14 protein-coding genes are annotated in these 18,366 nt (G+C 71.3%); 4 read left to right on the top strand and 10 right to left on the bottom strand.

Annotated elements, in window-relative coordinates; genetic code table 11:
• Window position 1: 1 nt before the first annotated feature.
• The 8 genes from pdxT to pgsA form a co-directional block, all read right to left on the bottom strand.
• Entirely contained in the window at window positions 2-592 is a 591-nt protein-coding gene (pdxT, locus tag OG587_RS23750) for a pyridoxal 5'-phosphate synthase glutaminase subunit PdxT (RefSeq protein WP_329078904.1), read from the bottom strand.
• A 232-nt stretch (window positions 593-824) separates the two neighbouring features.
• On the bottom strand, window positions 825-2,507 hold the full coding sequence (locus OG587_RS23745; protein WP_329078902.1) for an alkaline phosphatase D family protein: 1,683 nt from the start codon (window positions 2,505-2,507) through the stop codon (window positions 825-827).
• A 183-nt stretch (window positions 2,508-2,690) separates the two neighbouring features.
• Window positions 2,691-3,605, bottom strand: a complete 915-nt coding sequence (gene pdxS / locus OG587_RS23740) for a pyridoxal 5'-phosphate synthase lyase subunit PdxS (RefSeq protein WP_329078900.1) — start codon at window positions 3,603-3,605, stop codon at window positions 2,691-2,693.
• A 150-nt stretch (window positions 3,606-3,755) separates the two neighbouring features.
• Window positions 3,756-4,757, bottom strand: coding sequence for a DUF3048 domain-containing protein (locus OG587_RS23735; RefSeq protein ID WP_329078898.1), 1,002 nt, complete (start codon window positions 4,755-4,757; stop codon window positions 3,756-3,758).
• Window positions 4,758-4,887: 130 nt separating this feature from the next.
• Entirely contained in the window at window positions 4,888-5,427 is a 540-nt protein-coding gene (locus OG587_RS23730) for a hypothetical protein (protein ID WP_329078896.1), read from the bottom strand.
• Window positions 5,424-6,629 (bottom strand): glycosyltransferase family 4 protein, encoded by a 1,206-nt coding sequence (locus tag OG587_RS23725; protein WP_329078894.1) that lies wholly within the window; start codon window positions 6,627-6,629, stop codon window positions 5,424-5,426. Before OG587_RS23725 ends, OG587_RS23730 begins: the two co-directional genes overlap by 4 nt.
• Window positions 6,626-7,558 (bottom strand): phosphatidylinositol mannoside acyltransferase, encoded by a 933-nt coding sequence (locus OG587_RS23720; protein WP_329078892.1) that lies wholly within the window; start codon window positions 7,556-7,558, stop codon window positions 6,626-6,628. Before OG587_RS23720 ends, OG587_RS23725 begins: the two co-directional genes overlap by 4 nt.
• A gap of 12 nt (window positions 7,559-7,570) precedes the next feature.
• A complete protein-coding gene (gene pgsA, locus OG587_RS23715; protein ID WP_329078890.1) occupies window positions 7,571-8,188 on the bottom strand; it encodes a phosphatidylinositol phosphate synthase in 618 nt (205 codons plus the stop codon).
• A 289-nt stretch (window positions 8,189-8,477) separates the two neighbouring features.
• On the opposite strand from pgsA, the gene OG587_RS23710 reads away from it, so the two are divergent.
• From OG587_RS23710 to OG587_RS23700, 3 genes are all read left to right on the top strand, one after another.
• Window positions 8,478-10,610 carry an elongation factor G-like protein EF-G2 gene (locus OG587_RS23710; RefSeq protein ID WP_329078888.1) on the top strand — a complete coding sequence of 711 codons (2,133 nt, stop codon included), beginning with the start codon at window positions 8,478-8,480 and terminating at the stop codon, window positions 10,608-10,610.
• Between the two features lie 159 nt (window positions 10,611-10,769).
• On the top strand, window positions 10,770-12,374 hold the full coding sequence (locus tag OG587_RS23705; RefSeq protein ID WP_329078884.1) for a glycoside hydrolase family 10 protein: 1,605 nt from the start codon (window positions 10,770-10,772) through the stop codon (window positions 12,372-12,374).
• A 96-nt stretch (window positions 12,375-12,470) separates the two neighbouring features.
• Window positions 12,471-14,717 carry a hypothetical protein gene (locus OG587_RS23700; protein WP_329078882.1) on the top strand — a complete coding sequence of 749 codons (2,247 nt, stop codon included), beginning with the start codon at window positions 12,471-12,473 and terminating at the stop codon, window positions 14,715-14,717.
• On the opposite strand, the gene OG587_RS23695 is transcribed toward OG587_RS23700, so the two are convergent.
• Complete coding sequence (locus OG587_RS23695) at window positions 14,660-15,211, bottom strand: HIT family protein (RefSeq protein WP_329078880.1); 552 nt, start codon at window positions 15,209-15,211, stop codon at window positions 14,660-14,662. The two genes, OG587_RS23700 and OG587_RS23695, sit on opposite strands and share 58 nt — an antisense overlap.
• 466 nt (window positions 15,212-15,677) lie before the next feature.
• Between OG587_RS23695 and OG587_RS23690 the strand changes: the two genes are divergently transcribed.
• A complete protein-coding gene (locus OG587_RS23690; protein ID WP_329078878.1) occupies window positions 15,678-16,277 on the top strand; it encodes an Asp23/Gls24 family envelope stress response protein in 600 nt (199 codons plus the stop codon).
• 101 nt (window positions 16,278-16,378) lie between these two features.
• On the opposite strand, the gene thrS is transcribed toward OG587_RS23690, so the two are convergent.
• A complete protein-coding gene (thrS, locus tag OG587_RS23685; protein ID WP_329078876.1) occupies window positions 16,379-18,346 on the bottom strand; it encodes a threonine--tRNA ligase in 1,968 nt (655 codons plus the stop codon).
• Between the last annotated feature and the right edge of the window lie 20 nt (window positions 18,347-18,366).

Here is an 18,366-nt window from a genome sequence, read left to right as displayed (position 1 = left end):
CCTAGAGCTCCCTCACCATCTCAGCGAAATATGAATGCACACCGACATCCCCGGTAAGTTCCGGGTGGAAGGACGTGGCGAGCAACGGTCCTTGACGGACCGCGACGATCCTATCCCCAGGTTCGGCCAGTGCCAGCACTTCGACCTCCGAACCCACGGATTCCACCCAGGGGGCGCGGATGAAGACGGCCCGCATGCCGCCGCGGCCGGCGAAGTCGACGTCTGCCTCGAAGGAGTCGACCTGGCGTCCGAAGGCGTTGCGGCGGACGACCATGTCGATGCCGCCGATCGTCTGCTGACCTTCGATCCCGCCCTCGATCCGGTCGGCCAACATGATCATCCCGGCGCAGGAGCCGTAGGCGGGCATGCCCGCCTTGATCCGCATCCGGAGCGGTTCGAGCAGCTCGAAGGTCTCGGCGAGCTTCCACATCGTGGTGGACTCGCCGCCCGGGATGACGAGGCCGTCGACCGCCTCCAGCTCGCGGGGACGCCGTACGGTGACCGCTCTCGCGCCCACCGCCTCCAGGGAGCGCACGTGCTCGCGCACGTCTCCTTGCAGCGCGAACACGCCGATCGTGGGGACGATGGTCACCGATGGTCCTTCCCGCGCGGGTAAAGTGCCCCTTCAGCGTATGGCTACCGCTCGTACGGTCCCAAACCGGTTCGCGCCCCGGCCCTCGTTCCCGGCGGCGCCTCGTTCTTCCGGGATCTTCCCGGATCTCCCGGGCCGGCCCCGCCCGAACGCGTCACGGGCGCCCCGCCGAACGTTCGGCGGGGCGCCCGTGACGGTGGGTGCCGGGTGATCGTCGGCGATCACGGCACGGTCAGGGACGCTTGGTCTCCAGGTCCACGGTCTCCTGGATCCAGTCGATCCCGGGGGTCCTGGCGGCCGAGGGGTCGACCGGGCGCAGGTAGGTCCGCTGCACGCCGGGGACCCGGTCCTCGATCACGAAGGTCGCCTTGGTGTGCGCCGCGGAACCCGCCTGCGTGACCTTCGGCACCACCTTGAAGTCGGCGGTGAGCCGGTCGCGCTCGATCCTGGTCAGCACGTAGCCGCGCTGGTTGTTGTAGAACTTCAGGTGCGGGTTGATCGTCAGGTACGGGTGGGTCGCCGGGTCGGAGTCGAGGCCGTCGCCGCCCGTGGAGATGGACGAGGCGACCAGCTCGGAGCCGACCGTGCGGGTGGTCGGGTCGTCGTAGTCGAGTTTGAGGTCACTCGCCCAGTGGGCGTGCACGTCGCCGGTGAGCACCACGGGGTTGCGTACCTCGGCGTCGACCCAGCCCTGGGTGATGCGCTGCCGCGAGGCGACGTAGCCGTCCCAGGCGTCCTGGCTGGTGATCTTGGCGGGCCCGGCGTTGTTGTCGCGCTGGGCGAAGAAGACCTGCTGGCCGATGACGTCCCAGCGCGCCTCCGAGTGCCGCATGCCGTCCAGCAGCCAGCGCTCCTGCGCGGCGCCGGTGATCGAGCGGGCGGGGTCGACCGCCGCCGGGCAGTCGCTGTAGCCGTCGCCGCAGCCCTGGTCGCTGCGGTACTGGCGGGTGTCGAGCATGTGGAAGGTGGCCATCCTCCCCCACCGGACGCGCCGGTAGAGCTGCATGTCGACGCCCCGGGGGATGGAGGCGCGCCGCAGCGGCATGTTCTCGTAGTACGCCCTGAAGGCCGCCTCGCGCCGGGCGAGGAAGTTCGGCTGGGGGATCTCGGGCTTCTCGGGCACCTCGTCGGCCCAGTTGTTGTCCAGCTCGTGGTCGTCCCAGACGACCAGCCAGGGGGCGGCGGCGTGCGCGGCCTGCAGGTCGGGGTCGGTCTTGTACTGGGCGTGCCGCTGGCGGTAGTTCGCCAGGCTCTCGGTCTCCGGCCCCTCGTGGTGGCGGATGTTGCCGCCGGGGATGGTGTAGGTGTCGCGCCGGTACTCGTACTGGTAGTCACCCAGGTGCAGGATCAGGTCGGGCCGCTCCTCCGCCAGGCGCCGGTAGGCGGTGAAGTAGCCGTGCTCGTACTGGGCGCAGGAGACGAAGGCCATCGCCAGGGCCGAGCCGTGGGAGAGGGCGTGCGGGGCCGTCCTGGCCCTGCCGATCGGCGAGACGTACGGGCCGACCTTGAAGCGGTACCAGTAGTCCCTGTCGGAGGGCAGTCCGTTCAACTCGACGTGGACGCTGTGGCCCCACTCGGGAGTGGCCGTGGCCACGCCCCGGCGCAGCACGCGGCGGCCGCTCTCGTCGCTGTAGACGTGCCACTCGACGGGGAAGGGCCGGGCGGGCATGCCGCCCAGGCCGTCCTCGGCGAGCGGCTGGGGTGCCAGGCGGGTCCAGATCACGAAGCCGCCGGAGTCGGGGTCGCCGCAGGCGACGCCGAGTGTGAAGGGGTCCGAGCGCAGGCCGCGGGAGGCCAGGGACGCGGCGCTCTCCTGGGCGGGCTCGGGTCCGGCGTGCGCGGCGGCGGGGATGCCCGCCGCCGCGCCGGCCGCGATGCCGGTGACGAGAAAGGATCGGCGGGTGAACTTCGACAAGGGAACCTCCCGGGTGATCGGGCACGAACGCCCGTCAGCCTCGCGGAGCAGCATGACTACGGAGTTAACTCCCACTGTCAGGAAAAAGGCGACCTCCATGACAGAGATCGCCTACTTCCCGGTTTCCCGGCGTTTCCAGGGGTTTCCGGGCTTTCCCGGGCCCCTTGGAGTCCGCTGCCCGCCCTACCAGCCGCGCTCGGCCAGCCGGTGCGGGGCGGGGATGTCGTCGACGTTGATGCCGACCATGGCCTCACCCAGACCTCGGGAGACCTTCGCGATGACGTCGGGGTCATCGTAGAAGGTGGTGGCCTTGACGATCGCGGAGGCGCGCTCGGCGGGGTTGCCGGACTTGAAGATGCCCGAGCCGACGAACACGCCCTCGGCGCCGAGCTGCATCATCATCGCCGCGTCGGCCGGGGTGGCGATGCCACCGGCGGTGAACAGCACGACCGGCAGCTTGCCGGTCCTGGCGACCTCGGCGACCAGCTCGTACGGCGCTTGGAGCTCCTTGGCCGCGACGTAGAGCTCGTCCTCGGGCAGCGAGCCCAGACGCTTGATCTCACCCCTGATCTTGCGCATGTGGGTGGTGGCGTTGGAGACGTCGCCGGTGCCGGCCTCGCCCTTGGAGCGGATCATCGCCGCGCCCTCGGTGAGGCGGCGCAGCGCCTCGCCCAGGTTGGTCGCGCCGCAGACGAAGGGCACCGTGAACCGCCACTTGTCGATGTGGTTGGCGTAGTCGGCCGGGGTGAGCACCTCGGACTCGTCGACGTAGTCGACGCCGAGCGACTGGAGCACCTGGGCCTCGACGAAGTGGCCGATGCGGGCCTTGGCCATGACCGGGATCGAGACGGCGGCGATGATGCCGTCGATCATGTCGGGGTCGCTCATCCGGGAGACGCCGCCCTGGGCGCGGATGTCGGCGGGAACCCGCTCGAGGGCCATGACGGCGACGGCGCCGGCGTCTTCGGCGATCTTGGCCTGCTCGGCGTTGACGACGTCCATGATGACGCCGCCCTTGAGCATCTCTGCCATGCCGCGCTTGACCCGGGCGGTTCCGGTGACGGTCGTCTCGCTGACTTCGGGCGTGCTGCTGGACACGGTCTCTACCTCACGACGGCTGGCTGCGGATCACGGGCCGTCCGGGGGACGGCCACTACGCTTCCATCGTAGGTGCTGGCGCCGTGCCCCCTTACACGACGCCTTGTCGCTCTTGGGCGATCTTCTTGGACAGGATGTAGGGCTTGCGCGTCAGGGAATGACGGGTTTGGCGGAGGCGAGCACGACCCAGACCTGTCCGGGGGCGAAGTTCATCGGCTCGCCCGTCTCGGTGGTGAAGACGGTGCCGTCCTTCTCCTTGGGCCGCGACCAGCGGGCCTTGAACGCCTGCCCGTCGCGGAGCACGATCGCCCTGCCCTTGCCCGTGCTGTGCACCAGCGGGGTGTAGCTCTGGTTCTTGTCGTGGAACTCCGAACGCTCCGTCTTGGTGTACTGCACGACGATCGTGTGCGCGCCGAGCTGGCCGCCCTCGGCCGCCATGTCCTTCTTGCCGTCCTGCCAGATCAGCCACTTGCCCGCCGCCTTCGACCAGCCGAAGGTGAAGCTCGCCGCCGGGTACTTCACGCTGTACGTCCTGCGCGGCACGCCTCCCTCGGGGGCGTCGCCGAAGGTGAACCCGATGTCCTTGGCCCTGCTCGCCTTGGGCGCCCCGGCCAGCAGCTTCCGGGTCTCGGCGAACAGGTTGTAGGGGGCGAACCGCCCCGGCTGGCGGAAGTACGCGCCCGGCTGCCTGCTGTCGGAGACGTCGAAGAGCGGGGCCTCGGCGATGAAGGGGAGCATCTTGGTCTGCGCGCCCGAGTAGGCGAAGGCGGGCCTGCCGAACTGCGGGACGATGTGCAGGTCGGAGATGCGGGCGCTGCGGACCGGGCCGATCTTGGCCGGGATCTTCGAGGAGAAGACCGCCATCAGGCGGGTGAGGCCCGCCTCGACCTGCTCGACGTAGACGATGTCGGCGCTCTTCAGGCCGAGCTGCGGCTTGCCCGCCGAGGTGTTCTCGATCTTCGCGGTGAGCACCGCCCTGCGGGCCGCGCCGGGCAGGCCGGTGAAGGGGTGCGTCGGCTCGGGCGTGGGGGTCGGGGCCGCGCTCGGCTCGCCCGCCGCGCCCGCGGGGTTGCCCGGCGCGGCCGGATCGTCGGAGGAACAGGCGGCGGCCGGGGCCAGGACCGCGACTCCCGCCAGTGTGACGGCGATCATCCGGGACACCCGCACGGCTCATCTCCTCAAGTCGGCCACTCGGTTACTCGGCCACTCAGTCATGAATCGCCAAGAGCTTACCGGTGTCCGACTTGTCAGATAGTCCGATTTATGTGCGCCTTATTTACCCCTATTCGGCCGCCAAGGCCTTCGGGGGCGCGTCGTCGATCTCGAAGAAGCCCGGGTACTCGGTGTACCCCGCCAGCCGCAGCGTGCGGGCCAGCCAACGGCGCTGCGCCGTCCGGGTGACGCCCACCGCGTTGTTGTAGAACCGGCGGGAGTAGAGGACCTTGGCCACCGCGGCGCCCAGCTCCTCCAGCAGGTCGGACCCCGCCGGGGTGTCGGCCAGCCGGTCGCGGAAGCGCTCCTGGTCGACGACGGCGCGCAGGGCGCGCGACAGGTCGCTCTCGGCGTGCTCGCGCTCCTCGGGCCCCGCCGTACGGGCCTCGTGGGCGGCCGCGGCCAGCACCAGGCTCGTGGCCGGGTCCAGCAGCCGGGAGGCCGCCAGCTCCAGGCTGACGGCGGTCCGCCGCACCAGGGCGGCGTCCAGGGACTCGCGGGCCAGCTCCAGCCGGATGTGCATCCGGTCGAGCCGCCCCGCCCGCCAGGAGATGTAGACGGCGAGGAGCACCACGATCGCGCCCACCACCAGGATCAGCGTGGTCGTCACAGCGCGTCGTCCTCCCCGGTCCTCGCCGCGTCCCCACCGGCCTCGGCCGCGCCCGTCACCGTGCCCGTCACCGTGCTCACCGCCGAGTCCTCCTCGACCCCGTCCGTGCTCGCCACGGTCTCGTAGACCCGCAGGACGTCGCGGGCGACCGTCGACCAGTCGTACTTGCGCACGGCGAGGCGGGCGGCGTCCGACAGCCTGGCCCGGCGCGCGGGATCGTCGAGCAGCGCGGCGGCCTCGCGGGCGAGCGACCCGGCGTCGCCCGTCTCGAACAGCGCCCCCGCCCCGCCGTCGTCGAGCACCTTGCGGAAGGCCGGGATGTCGCTCGCCAGGATCGCCGCGCCGGCCGACATCGCCTCGGTCAGCACGATGCCGAAGCTCTCACCACCCAGGTTGGGCGCGCAGAAGACGTCGACCGTGTGGTAGGCGCGCACCTTGTCCTCCTCACTGACCATGCCGAGCAGGCCGATCCGGTCGTGGAAGGCGGCCGGGACCCGCTCCAGCACCTCGTCGGCGTCACCGGGCCCGGCCAGGAGCAGGCGCAGCGCCGGTCGCTCGGCGGCCAGCAGGGCGAACGCCTCCAGCAACACCGGCAGGCCCTTGCGCGGCTCGTCCATCCGGCCGAGGAAGCCGATCACCTCGCCCTCGTCCCAGCCGGGCAGCGGCTCGCCCTCGTCGTAGCGGCTCACCGTCACCCCGTTGGGGATGAGCACGGCGTCGCCGCCCATGAACTCGACCAGGGTCTTCCTGGCGGCGTCGGAGACGGCGATCCTGCCGCCGATCTTCTCCAGCGCGCTCATGATGACCGGCACCCCGACCGAGAAGGAGCGGGAGTTGCCGTACGAGGCGTGGAAGGTGGCCACGATCGGCCCCCTCGCCACCCAGCAGGCGAGCAGCCCCAGCGAGGGGATGGCCGGCTCGTGCACGTGCAGCACGTCGAAGCGGCCCTCGCGCACCCAGCGGCGCACCCGGTTCGCCGACAGGAACCCGAACGACATCCTGGCCACCGACCCGTTGAAGGGCACCGGGACGGCGCGGCCCGCCGAGGTCACGTACGGGGGCAGCTCGGCGTTCTCCGCGGCCGGGGAGATCACCGAGACGTGGTGGCCGTCGGCCATGAGCGCCTCGGCCAGGTCGCGGATGTGCACCTGGACGCCGCCCGGCACGTCCCACGTGTAGGGGCAGACGATGCCGATCCTCATGGCCTGCTCCCCGGCGCCTCTCGGGGCTCCAGGTCCTCGAGCCAGAGGCGCTGGAGCATGTGCCAGTCCTCGGGGTGCTCGGCGATGCCCTTCTCGAAGACGGTGGCGAGGCTCTGCATGACGACGGCCACCTTCTCCTTCCTGGTGCCCTCGGCCGGGATCGCGATCTCCTCGTGGAACTGCAGTCCCCAGCCGTTCTCCTCGAAGTAGGGGATCGCCGGGATGAGGGCGGCCCCGGTGTGCACGGCCAGCAGGCCGGGACCGGCGGGCATCCGGGTGGCCGAGCCGAAGAACTGCACCTCGACCCCGTTCGCGGTCAGGTCGCGCTCGGCGGGCAGGGCGACCGGCAGGCCCGCGCGCAGGCGCTGCGCCAGGGTGCCGAAGGTGTGGCCGTCACCGCCGGTGAGCGGCAGCACCTCCATGCCGAGCCCCTCGCGGAAGGCGGTGTAGCGGTGGAAGAGCGACTCGGGCTTGAGCCGCTCGGCGACCGTGGTGAACGGATGGCCCGTACCGGCGAACCAGGCGCCCGCCTGGTCCCAGTTTCCCATGTGCGGCAGGGCGAGGACCACCCCGCGCCCCCTGGCGAGGTTGTCGTAGACGGGCTCGGTCCCGGTCACCCGCATCCGGGAGACGATCTCCTCGAGGGGGATCGAGGGCAGCCGGAACACCTCGTGGAAGTAACGGAAATAGGAGCGCATGCCGTCGCGGCTGAGCTCCCGGATCGCCGGGTCGCCTGGCGAGGTGCCCTTGACCCTGGCGAGGTTGGCCTCAAGCCTGAGCACCGACTTCCCGCGGCGCCTCCACAGCCGGTCGGCGGCGGCGCGGAAGGCCCAGGCCGTGAGCCTCTCGGGCAGGCGGGGCACGACCGTCCAACCGGCGCCGAACGCCGCGGCGACGAGACGATCCTGGGGGGAGGGCTTGTCGGTCATCGATCTTTCCGATCAGCGGAGGGTCCGTGGCGGGTGGGAGACGGCCTGCCGGCGCACGTGCAGCAGGCGCTGGCCGACCGTGACCGCGCTGGCGACGGCGAGCAGCCAGAGCCCCGCGGCCAGGATGTACGGCACGCCGAGGCCGCCGATGCCGACGGAGACCAGGCCCACCACCAGGCGTTCCGGCCGCTCGGCGAGGCCGACGTCGCACGTCATGCCCAGCGCCTCGGCCCTGGCCTTGACGTACGAGACCACCGCCCCCGCGACGAGACAGAAGAGCGCGACCCCCGCCAGCACCCGCTGCCCGCTCACGACGAACCAGAACACCAGCCCGGAGAAGATGCCCGCGTCGCCGACCCGGTCGAGGGTGGAGTCGAGAAAGGCGCCCCAGGTGCTTCCCGGGCCCGTCATCCTGGCCATGACCCCGTCGAGGAGGTCGGCCAGCACGAAGAAGGTGATCACCACCGTACCGACGAACAGCTGGCCTCGCGGGTAGAAGAACAGGGCCGCGGCGACGGTGCCGAGCGTGCCCGCGGCGGTGACCGCGTTGGGGCCGATCCCGCGGCGGGTGAGTGCCCTGCCCAGCGGGGTCAAGAGCCTGGTGACGGCGGGGCGCAGAAGTTTCAGCATCGCGCTCCGATCGTAGGCCACCCGGCCTGCGCGTGCGCATCGGCGGCGGAGAGCGGCGAGCCGCGGGGAAACGGCGTTCGCGGGTGCGGCTCGCGACCGCCGGAGTGGCCCGGATACGTAGCGATCGGGTCTTCCTCTCGCAAGAGGATCGCCCCATCCCTCTTGTGATATTCGCCACATGGGTATTTGGTGAACAGACCGAGTCCGCGCGATGCGCGAGCTCGGCAGCGGACCCCGGGGGTGTGGCCCCACCAGGCCGCGCCCCTTCGGCAACGACGCGGGAGGCGATGTGGCGGAAAGAGCAACCGGCGGAACAGCGGGAGCCGCGGGGAGGGCACCCGCGGCCGACCAGCCGGGCATGATACGAAACGTCGTGCTGGTCGGCCATTCCGGCGCCGGGAAGACAACGCTTGTGGAGGCGCTGCTGGCCGCGACGCGGACCGTCCAGCGGCCCGGCAGGGTCGAGGACGGCACGACCGTCAGCGACTTCGACGAGGTAGAGGTACGCCAGCAACGCTCGGTGAACCTGACCGTGGCCCCCGTGGTCCACAACGACATCAAGATCAATCTGCTGGACACGCCCGGCTACGCCGACTTCGTCGGCGACCTGCGCGCCGGGCTGCGCGCGGCCGACGCGGCGCTGTTCGTCGTCTCGTCCGTCGAGGGCGTGGACGGCCTGACCAGAATGCTCTGGGACGAGTGCGCGGCGGTCGGGATGCCCCGCGCGGTCGTGATCACCAAGATCGACCACCATCGGGCCAACTTCGAGGACGCCCTCGCCGCCTGCCAGGACGCCTTCGGCGACGGCGTCTCGCCGCTCTACCTGCCGGTGGTGACCAACGGCAAGGTGAACGGCCTGATCGGCCTGCTGAGCCAGAGGTTCTACAACTACGCGACCGGCACCCGGACGGAGAACTCCCCCGGCCCCGCCTACGCCGACCAGATCGAGCTCTACCGGGGCGCCCTGATCGAGGGCGTCATCCAGGAGAGCGAGGACGAGTCCCTGATGGACCGTTACCTCTCCGGCGAGGAGATCGACACCAAGGCCCTCATCGAGGACCTGGAGAAGGCCGTCGCGCGCGGCGGCTTCTACCCGGTGCTGGCCTCGGGGGCCGGAGTGGGCGCCCTGGAGATCCTGGAACTCGTCACCCAGGGGTTCCCCTCCCCGCCCGAGCACCCCATGCCGGAGATCATGTCGATCGGCGGCGAGCCCGTCTCCGGCATCACCTGCGACCCCGACGGACCGCTCGTCGCCGAGGTCGTCAAGACCACCAGCGACCCGTACGTGGGCAGGATCAGCCTGGTACGGGTCTTCTCCGGCACGCTGCGCCCGGACATGACGGTGCACGTCTCGGGGCACGGCCTGTCCGACCGCGGACACGAGGACCACGACGTGGACGAGCGCATCGGCGCTCTCTCCTCACCGCTGGGCAAGCACCAGCGGACGATCGCCAAGTGCGTGGCCGGGGACATCGCCGCGGTGGCCAAGCTGTCGCGCGCGGAGACCGGCGACACCCTGTCGGACCGGGAGAACCCGCTGCTGATGACGGCCTGGAGCATGCCGGAGCCGCTGCTGCCCGTGGCGATCCAGCCCAGGTCCAAGGCCGACGACGACAAGCTGGGCCAGGCGCTGCAACGGCTGGTCGCCGAGGACCCGACGCTCAGGCTGGAGAACAACCCCGAGACCCGCCAGCTCGTGCTGTGGTGCATGGGCGAGGCCCACACCGACGTGCTCCTCGACCGGCTGAGCAGGCGGCACGGCGTGGAGGTGGAGAAGATCGAGCTGCGGGTGCCGCTCAGGGAGACCTTCGGCGGCAGCTGCCAGGCCCTGGGCCGCAACGTCAAGCAGACCGGTGGCCACGGCCAGTTCGCCGTCTGCCACCTGGAGGTCGAGCCCCTGCCGTCCGGCGGCGGCTTCGAGTTCGTGGACAAGATCGTCGGCGGGGTGGTGCCGCGCCAGTTCATCCCCTCGGTGGAGAAGGGGGTGCGCACCCAGATGCAGCGCGGAGTGCTCGCCGGGTATCCCATGGTGGACGTGCGGGTCACCCTGTACGACGGCAAGGCCCACTCGGTCGACTCCTCCGACATGGCGTTCCAGATCGCCGGGGCGCTCGCGCTGAAGGAGGCCGCGGCCAAGGTGCCCACGCTGCTGCTCGAACCGGTCGACGAGATGTCCGTCCTGATCGCCGACGACTACGTCGGCGCGGTGATGTCCGACCTGTCCTCGCGCAGGGGCCGCGTGCTCGGCACGGAGCCGGTGGGCGTCGGGCGTACCCTGGTCAAGGCCGAGGTGCCCGAGCTGGAGATCACGCGATACTCGATCGATCTGAGATCCATGTCGCACGGGACGGGGACGTTCCGGCGGGTCTTCCTGCGCTACGAGCCGCTTCCTTCGCATCTGATGGACAAAGTCACCGGCTGACAGGGCAGTGACGCGTGTGCCGGACGATGCCCCGCCGCGCAGGAGAAACGCACCGTCCGGCACACGCCTCACAGCATGCGCTTATGTAACAGAGTCATCACGAAAGGATTTCGTTTTTCCGGTCAAAGCACACCGGCGCTGGTGCCACACTGGGGAACCATGCGAATCGGACGCCCTCTTCTGGCCGCTGCCGCCCTCGCCGCCCTGACCACGGGAGCCGCCTACACCTTCGGCCCCGAGGCCGCGCCCGCCCGGCCGAAGGCCGCGAAGAGCTCGGCGGTCTCGGCCGAGACGGCCGACTCGACGACCGCCGCCTCGGCGTCGGCGCGGTGCGACGTGGACGCGAAGTACCCCAAGCGGCAGTTGCGCGGGGTGTGGATCGCCACGGTCAAGAACATCGACTGGCCCTCGCGCACCGGGCTGTCCCCGGCCCGCCAGCGGGCCGAGTACGTCAAGATCCTCGACAGCGCGGTCGAGCGGCGGTTCAACGCGGTGTTCGTCCAGATCCGCCCCGCCTCCGACGCGCTGTACAAGTCGGACCTGGAGCCCTGGTCGCAGTATCTGACCGGCACGGTGGGCAAGGACCCCGGCTGGGACCCGCTGCCCTTCCTCGTCGCCGAGGCCCACCGGCGCGGCCTGGAGTTCCACGCCTGGTTCAACCCCTACCGCGCGGCCGCCGACGGCGACCTGTCCAAGCTGCCCGCGAGGCACCCCGCCCGGCTCCACCCCGAGTGGATCGTGAAATACGGGGATCTGGCCTACTACAACCCCGGCCTGCCCGCGGTCCGCGACTACGTCACCAAGGTCGTCAAGGACGTGGTGACCCGCTACGACGTCGACGGGGTCCACTTCGACGACTACTTCTACCCCTACCCCGTCGCGGGCGCGAAGTTCGCCGACGGCGCCGCCTTCGCCAGGTACGGCAAGGGCGCCAAGCTCGCCGACTGGCGCCGCGCCAACGTCAACAAGCTGATCGCGCAGGTCGACAAGACCGTGCACGAGGTCAGGAACAGCGTGAAGTTCGGCGTCAGCCCGTTCGGGATCTGGCGCAACAAGGCCGAGGACCCCAGCGGCTCGGCCACCGGCGGCATGTCCGCGTACGACTCCATCTACGCCGACGCCCGTCACTGGATCAAGAAGGGCACGGTCGACTACGTCATCCCCCAGCTGTACTGGCCGCGCGGGTTCGAGATCGCCGACTACGACGTGCTGATGCCCTGGTGGGCGAACGAGGTCAAGGGCACCGGGGTGCAGCTCTACATCGGCCAGGGCCTGTACCGGGTCGGCGCCACCGACACCGCCGCCTGGACCAGGCCCGGCGAGATGTCCTCCCACCTCACGCGCAACCGCAAGCACGGGCAGGTCTCCGGCGACGTCTACTTCAGCGCCAAGCAGCTCTCCACCAACCCCCTGGGCGCGCTCGACCGCGTCGCCAAGGACCACTACACCCGTCCGGCGCTGCTGCCGCTGATGAGGGACCGCGGCGGCCGTGCCCCGGCCAAGCCCGCCGACGTGCGGCTCCAGGGCACCTCGCTCAGCTGGAGGAGCTCCCCGGACGCCCGCTCGTACGCGGTCTACCGGATCGCCTCGGGCAAGCCCGGAGAGTGCGCCACCGCCGACGCCCGCAACCTGGTCGCGGTCGTGCCCGCGGCGGCCGGCGACCGCCAGGCCCTCACCGCGACGGGCGGCGGCACCTACCTGGTCACCGCCCTCGACCGCCTGCAGAACGAGAGCGCCCCCACCGGGACCGTAGACGGGACGTGAGAACCCGGTCCAGCCGGTCTCCGGAGCGGCTGGACCCGTGGCACGATCTTCCCCTACGGTGCCAGCACTTGGCAGGAGTCGAAGGGGAGGTCGTTCGTGAAGCGGACGATTGTCGCGCTCGCGGTGGTGCTGGGCCTGCTGTGGCCGGGAGCCGCGCAGTCCGCCACGCGGGCGGACGGACGGGTGGCGCTGATCGGCATTCCCGGCCTGCGCTGGAGTGACCTCAGCCCCGCCGGCACCCCGAACCTGTGGCGGCTGGCCGGACAGAGCGCGGTCGGATCCCTGTCGGTCCGCGCGGTGGGCCGGGTCACCTGCCCCTACGACGGGTGGCTGACGGTGTCGGCCGGGGTGAGGTCGGCGGTCGGCTACGGCTGCGGGCTGCCTCCGACGCCCGAGTCCGACGGGGCGGGCGCGGTCATCCCCGACTACGAATACCTGCACCAGGTCGCCGGGCAGCGCTACGCGGGCGCCCTCGGCGAGGCCGTCCACGCCGCCGGTGAGTGCACGCTGGCGATCGGCCCGGGGGCCGCGCTGGCCCTGGCCGACCGCTCGGGCAGGGTCGACGTTTACGCCCCCTCCCTCGAGCGGATCGGCGCCGACGCGCTGACCAGATGCCGGGTGATGGCCGTCGACGTCGACGACCTGATCAGGCCGTACGTGACCGGTGACCGGCTGCCGCCGGACGAGGACCGGCTCAGCGCGCAGGAGCGGGCCGCGGCGCTGCGCCTGGCCGACGCCAAGGCGGGGGCGGTGCTGAGCGTGCTGACCGCGCTGCCCGGGGACACCGGCGTGCTGCTGGCGGGCCTGTCCGACCACGGCGGCAACCCGCACCTGCGGGTGGCCATGATGCGCGGGGGAGACGTCTCCGGCCGCTTCCTGGGGGCGGCCTCCACCCACCGCGACGACACCACGATCCTGCCGGACATCACCGCGACGATGCTCTCCCTGACGGGTGTCGCGACGCCTCCGGGCGTGATCGGGGTTCCCTGGCAGGCGAGCGAGAGGCGCACCGGCGGCACCGAGGCGGCGCGGGTCGGGCTGGAGCGGGCCGACGTGGCCGGGGAGACGATCAGGAACGTGGGCGGGATCTTCTTCACCGCGGTCGCGGTACTGCAGGTCGCGTTCTACCTGACCGCCTTCCTGCTGCTGCGCCGCAGGCGGGGGCTGACCGGCATCCGCGTGGCCGCGGTCGCGCTGGCCGCGGTGCCCGTGTCGACGTACCTGGTGAACCTCACCCCCTGGCACCACGCGGGATCGCCGGTGCTCGCGCTGGTCGGCGGGATCGCCGGATGCGCGCTGCTGCTGGCCTCGGCCGCGCTGGCGGGGCCCTGGCGCCGGGCGCCGCTCGGTCCGCTGGGGGTGGTGGCGGGGGTGACCGCGGCGGTGCTGGCGGGCGACCTGCTGACCGGGACGACCCTGCAGCTCAACAGCGTGATGGGCTACAGCGCCGTGGTCGGGGCCCGCTACTACGGGCTGGGCAACATCCCGTTCGCGCTCTTCTCCACCTCCGTGCTGCTGCTGGCCGCCACGATCGCGCACCGCCTGACGCGCGGCGACCGGGCGAACGCACCGGCGGATCGGCCGGCGCACGATGACCACGGGGACCACGGGGACCACGGGGACCACGGGGACGCCGCGGGCGCCGCCGTGGCGGATCGGCCGGCGGGCGGGAGCCGCGCGAGCGTGGTGGCGGCCGCCGTCGTGGCGGTGCTGGGCGGGTTCGCGATGATCCTGGGCGGCTGGCCTGGCGTGGGCAGCGACTTCGGCGGGGTGATCGCCTTCGTTCCCGGCATCGCGGTGACCGCGCTGCTGATCGCGGGCAGGCGGGTCTCGATCGTCAAGCTGGGCGCGTTCTGCGTGGCGGGCGGCGTCATCGTGATGGCCATCGCCTACCTCGACTACCTGCGCCCGCCGGGCTCGCAGACGCACCTGGGCCGCTTCGTCGGCCAGGTGTTCACCGGCGAGGCCCTGGAGGTGATCGGCCGCAAGCTCGGCGCGATGCTGGGCACGCTGCTCAGTCCCAACCTGATGCCGGTCGTGATCGCCGCGGTGGCGTTCCTCGTCTACGCGCTGCTACGCCCCGAGCAGGCGACCGCGGGGGTGCTGCCCGCCGCGTTCGCGCACTCCCCCGCGCTGCGGGCCGGGCTGATCGGCACCCTGGTCAGCGGGGTGGTCGGCATGCTGGTCAACGACTCGGGCGCCGCGGTGCTGTCCATGGCGCTGGCGCTCGCCGTGCCGCTGACGCTGTCGGCGGGCATCAAGGCCCTGGACGGCGGCGCCCCGCGCTACGACGAGCCGGGCCAGGACCCGGCGAGCAACTCCCTGGTGTCGCGCAGCAGCTGAGGAAGCACCCTGGTCTGGCCGACGACGGGCATGAAGTTGGTGTCGCCGCCCCACCGGGGCACCACGTGCTGGTGCAGGTGGGCGGCGATCCCGGCGCCCGCCACGCCGCCCAGGTTCATGCCCACGTTGAAACCCTGCGCGCCGCTGGCCTTGCGCAGGGCCACCAGCGCCCGCCGGGTGAAGTCGGCGAGCTCGAAGGTCTCGGTCTCGTCCAGATCCGTGTAGTCCGGCACGTGCCGGTAGGGGCAGACCATCAGGTGGCCGGAGTTGTACGGGTAGAGGTTGAGCAGCGCGAAGACCGTCTCCCCGCGGGCGACGATCAGGCCGTCCTCGTCGCTCATCCGGGGGATCTCGCAGAACGGGCAGCCGTCCTCGGGGCCGGAACCGGTCGGTTTGCTGGCTCCCTTGATGTAGGCCATCCGGTGGGGAGTCCAGAGTCTCTGGAACGCGTCCGGTGTCCCCGCTCCGTGCTGCGCCTCCGGCTCGTTGCTCATGGTCGCCAGCATATTGCCACGCGGATCCCCGCCCTCCCCCGCGCCCCGCCCGGACGCCCGGAGCGGCCGGGATCCGGCGCCGGTACGGGACGCGCGGCGTATGGCAAGGTGAACTTGAAGTGATCAACTTTCTGTGACGTGCCGGGCCTACCCCGTTCCGAAGGACGGGGCCTACGCCCTTTGGTGAGTCTGGTCACACGGTATTGACGGACGAATGCGGCGGATTTCCGGCAGAATCCCCCCAGCACGCCCACCGACAGCCGAGGAGCAACCCATGACCGACGTCTCCGTCGAGGAGCCGACCGAGGAGACCGCGTCCCCCGGGTCCCCAGCGTCTCTCACGTCTTCCGCGTCTTCCGCGTCTTCCGCCGAAACGGGCGGGCGGCCCACCCGCCCGTTCTCCCTCAGCCTGTCCCTGTCCGACGCCACAGAGCCCTCCGCGCCCCCCGCGCCCCCGGTGTCGTCAGTGTCATCAGTGTCGTCGCTGTCGTCGGGGTCGTCCCCCGGCGAGCAGGCCTCCTCCCCGGGCGAGCCGTTCCTCGCCGTGGTCGAGGCGCTCCCCGAGCCGTCACCCGTGTCCGAGGCTCCTGACGACGCGCCCTCCCCCGTCCCCGCCAGGACGGCACCGGCCGCGACGCCCCCCTCGCCGTCCCCGGTGGCGCCGGTGGCCTCGGCCGTGGTGAAGGGCCGGATCAAGGTGGCCGACGAGGTGGTGGAGAAGGTCGCGGCCCTCGCCACGCTGGAGGTCACGGGCGTCGCCGAACTGGGAGCCGACGCCGCCCGCGCGGTGGAGCCGATGCGCGAGCGCGCGGGCGTCGCCAGGCGCGGCCCCCGGGGCGTCAACGCCCACGTGCAGGACCGCACGGCGGCCGTGGACGTGACGATCGTGGCGGAGTACGGGCACGTGGTGATGGACGTGGCCAACGAGGTCAAGACCAACGTGGCCCGGACCATCAGCCGGATGCTGGGCATGCGGGTGGTGGAGGTCAACGTCGACGTGGCGGACGTCCGCATGCCGGGCGAGACCGGCTCCGAGGCTCCCGCACAGCCGGGAAGCGACGCGTAGCACGCCGAGGGCCTCCGGCGAAGGCCCGGAAACGACGTACGGGGGGCCTCACGGCCCCCCGTACACCCGTGGGCGGCCTCAGCCGCCCACGGGAGGGGTGTTCAGACCTGGACGCGGCGCTCGATCGCGTCGACGATCTCGGCGATCGCCTCGTCGACCGGCACCCCGTTCTTCTGCTCGCCGTTGCGGAAGCGGAAGGAGACCGCGCCGTTGGCGATGTCGTCGTCGCCCGCCAGGAGCATGAAGGGCACCTTGGACTTCTGCGCGTTGCGGATCTTCTTCTGCATGCGGTCGTCGGAGGCGTCGACCTCGATCCTGATGCCCCGCTCGCGGGCCTTCTTGGCCAGATCCTGAAGGTAGGGCGCGTGGGCCTCGGCGATCGGGATGCCGACCACCTGGACCGGCGCGAGCCAGGGGGGGAACGCGCCCGCGTAGTGCTCGACCAGGACTCCGAAGAAGCGCTCGATCGAGCCGAACAGCGCCCGGTGGATCTTGACGGGCCGCTGGCGGGTGCCGTCGGCGGCCTGGTACTCGAGCTCGAAGCGCTCGGGCAGGTTGAAGTCGAGCTGGATGGTCGACATCTGCCAGGTGCGGCCGATCGCGTCGCGCGCCTGCACGGAGATCTTGGGACCGTAGAAGGCGGCGCCGCCGGGGTCGAGGACGAGCTCCAGCTTCTCGGACTCGGCGACCTCGCGCAGCGTCTCGGTCGCCTCCTCCCACACCTCGTCGGAGCCGACGAACTTCTCCGGGTCCTTGGTCGACAGCTCCAGGTAGAAGTCGTCGAGCCCGTAGTCGCGGAGCAGGTCGAGCACGAAGCGCAGCAGCGACTTGAGCTCGTCGCGCATCTGGTCGCGGGTGCAGTAGATGTGCGCGTCGTCCTGCGTCATGCCGCGCACCCGGGTCAGGCCGTGGATCACGCCGGACTTCTCGTAGCGGTAGACCGCGCCGAACTCGAACAGCCGCAGCGGCAACTCCCGGTAGGACCGCCCGCGGGACTTGAAGATCAGGTTGTGCATCGGGCAGTTCATCGGCTTGAGGTAGTACTCGGCGCCCTCCAGCTCCATGGGCGGGAACATCCCGTCCTTGTACCAGTCGAGGTGGCCGGAGATCTCGTAGAGCTTGCTCTTGGTGATGTGCGGGGTGTTGACGAAGGAGTATCCCGCCTCCTCGTGCCGCTTGCGCGAGTAGTCCTCCATGACGCGGCGGATCACGCCGCCCTTGGGATGGAAGACCGGCAGGCCCGAGCCGAGCTCGTCGGGGAAGGAGAACAGGTCGAGCTCGACGCCCAGCTTGCGGTGGTCGCGCTTCTCGGCCTCCTCCAGCATGTGGAGGTATTCGTCCTGCTTCTCGCGCGACTCCCAGGCGGTGCCGTAGATCCGCTGGAGCTGCGGGTTCTTCTCGCTGCCGCGCCAGTAGGCGCCGCCGGAGCGCATCAGCTTGAACGCCGGGATGGACCGGGTGGTCGGCACGTGGGGGCCGCGGCACAGGTCCTTCCAGCGCAACTCGCCGGTCTTGGCGTCGAGGTTGTCGTAGATGGTCAACTCCGCGCCGCCGACCTCGACGCTCTCCTCGTCGGCCACGCCGCCCTTGAGGCCGATCAGCTCCAGCTTGTACGGCTCCGAGGCGAGCTCCTCGGCGGCCTGCTCGTCGGAGACGGGCCTGCGGGAGAAGATCTGCCCCTGCTTGACGATCTCGCGCATGCGCTTCTCGACGCGCTTGAGATCCTCGGGGGTGAAAGGGTCCTTGACGTCGAAGTCGTAGTAGAAGCCGTTCTCGACCGGCGGGCCGATGCCCAGCCTGGCCTCGGGGAAGATCTCCTGGACGGCCTGGGCCATGACGTGCGCGGTGGAGTGGCGGACGATGGCGCGCCCGTCGGGGCTGCCCGCGGGGACCGGCTCGATCACGTCGCCCTCGGCCACCGGGGCCGCGAGGTCCCTCAGCTCGCCGTTGGCGCGGGCGGCGACCACCGAGCGGCCGTCCGCCTCCAGCGCCTCCCCGTACGTCGTGCCTCCCGCCACCACACGCGCGGCTCCGGCGAGGGTGATACGAAGTTCTGGCACGGCGGACACTGTTGCTCCCTGGGAGACGT

It is taken from the genome of Streptosporangium sp. NBC_01469 (assembly GCF_036227305.1).
GTDB lineage: Bacteria > Actinomycetota > Actinomycetes > Streptosporangiales > Streptosporangiaceae > Streptosporangium.
The sequence above is the reverse complement of the archived record's forward strand: the minus strand, read 5'-3'. Positions and strand labels throughout refer to the sequence as shown.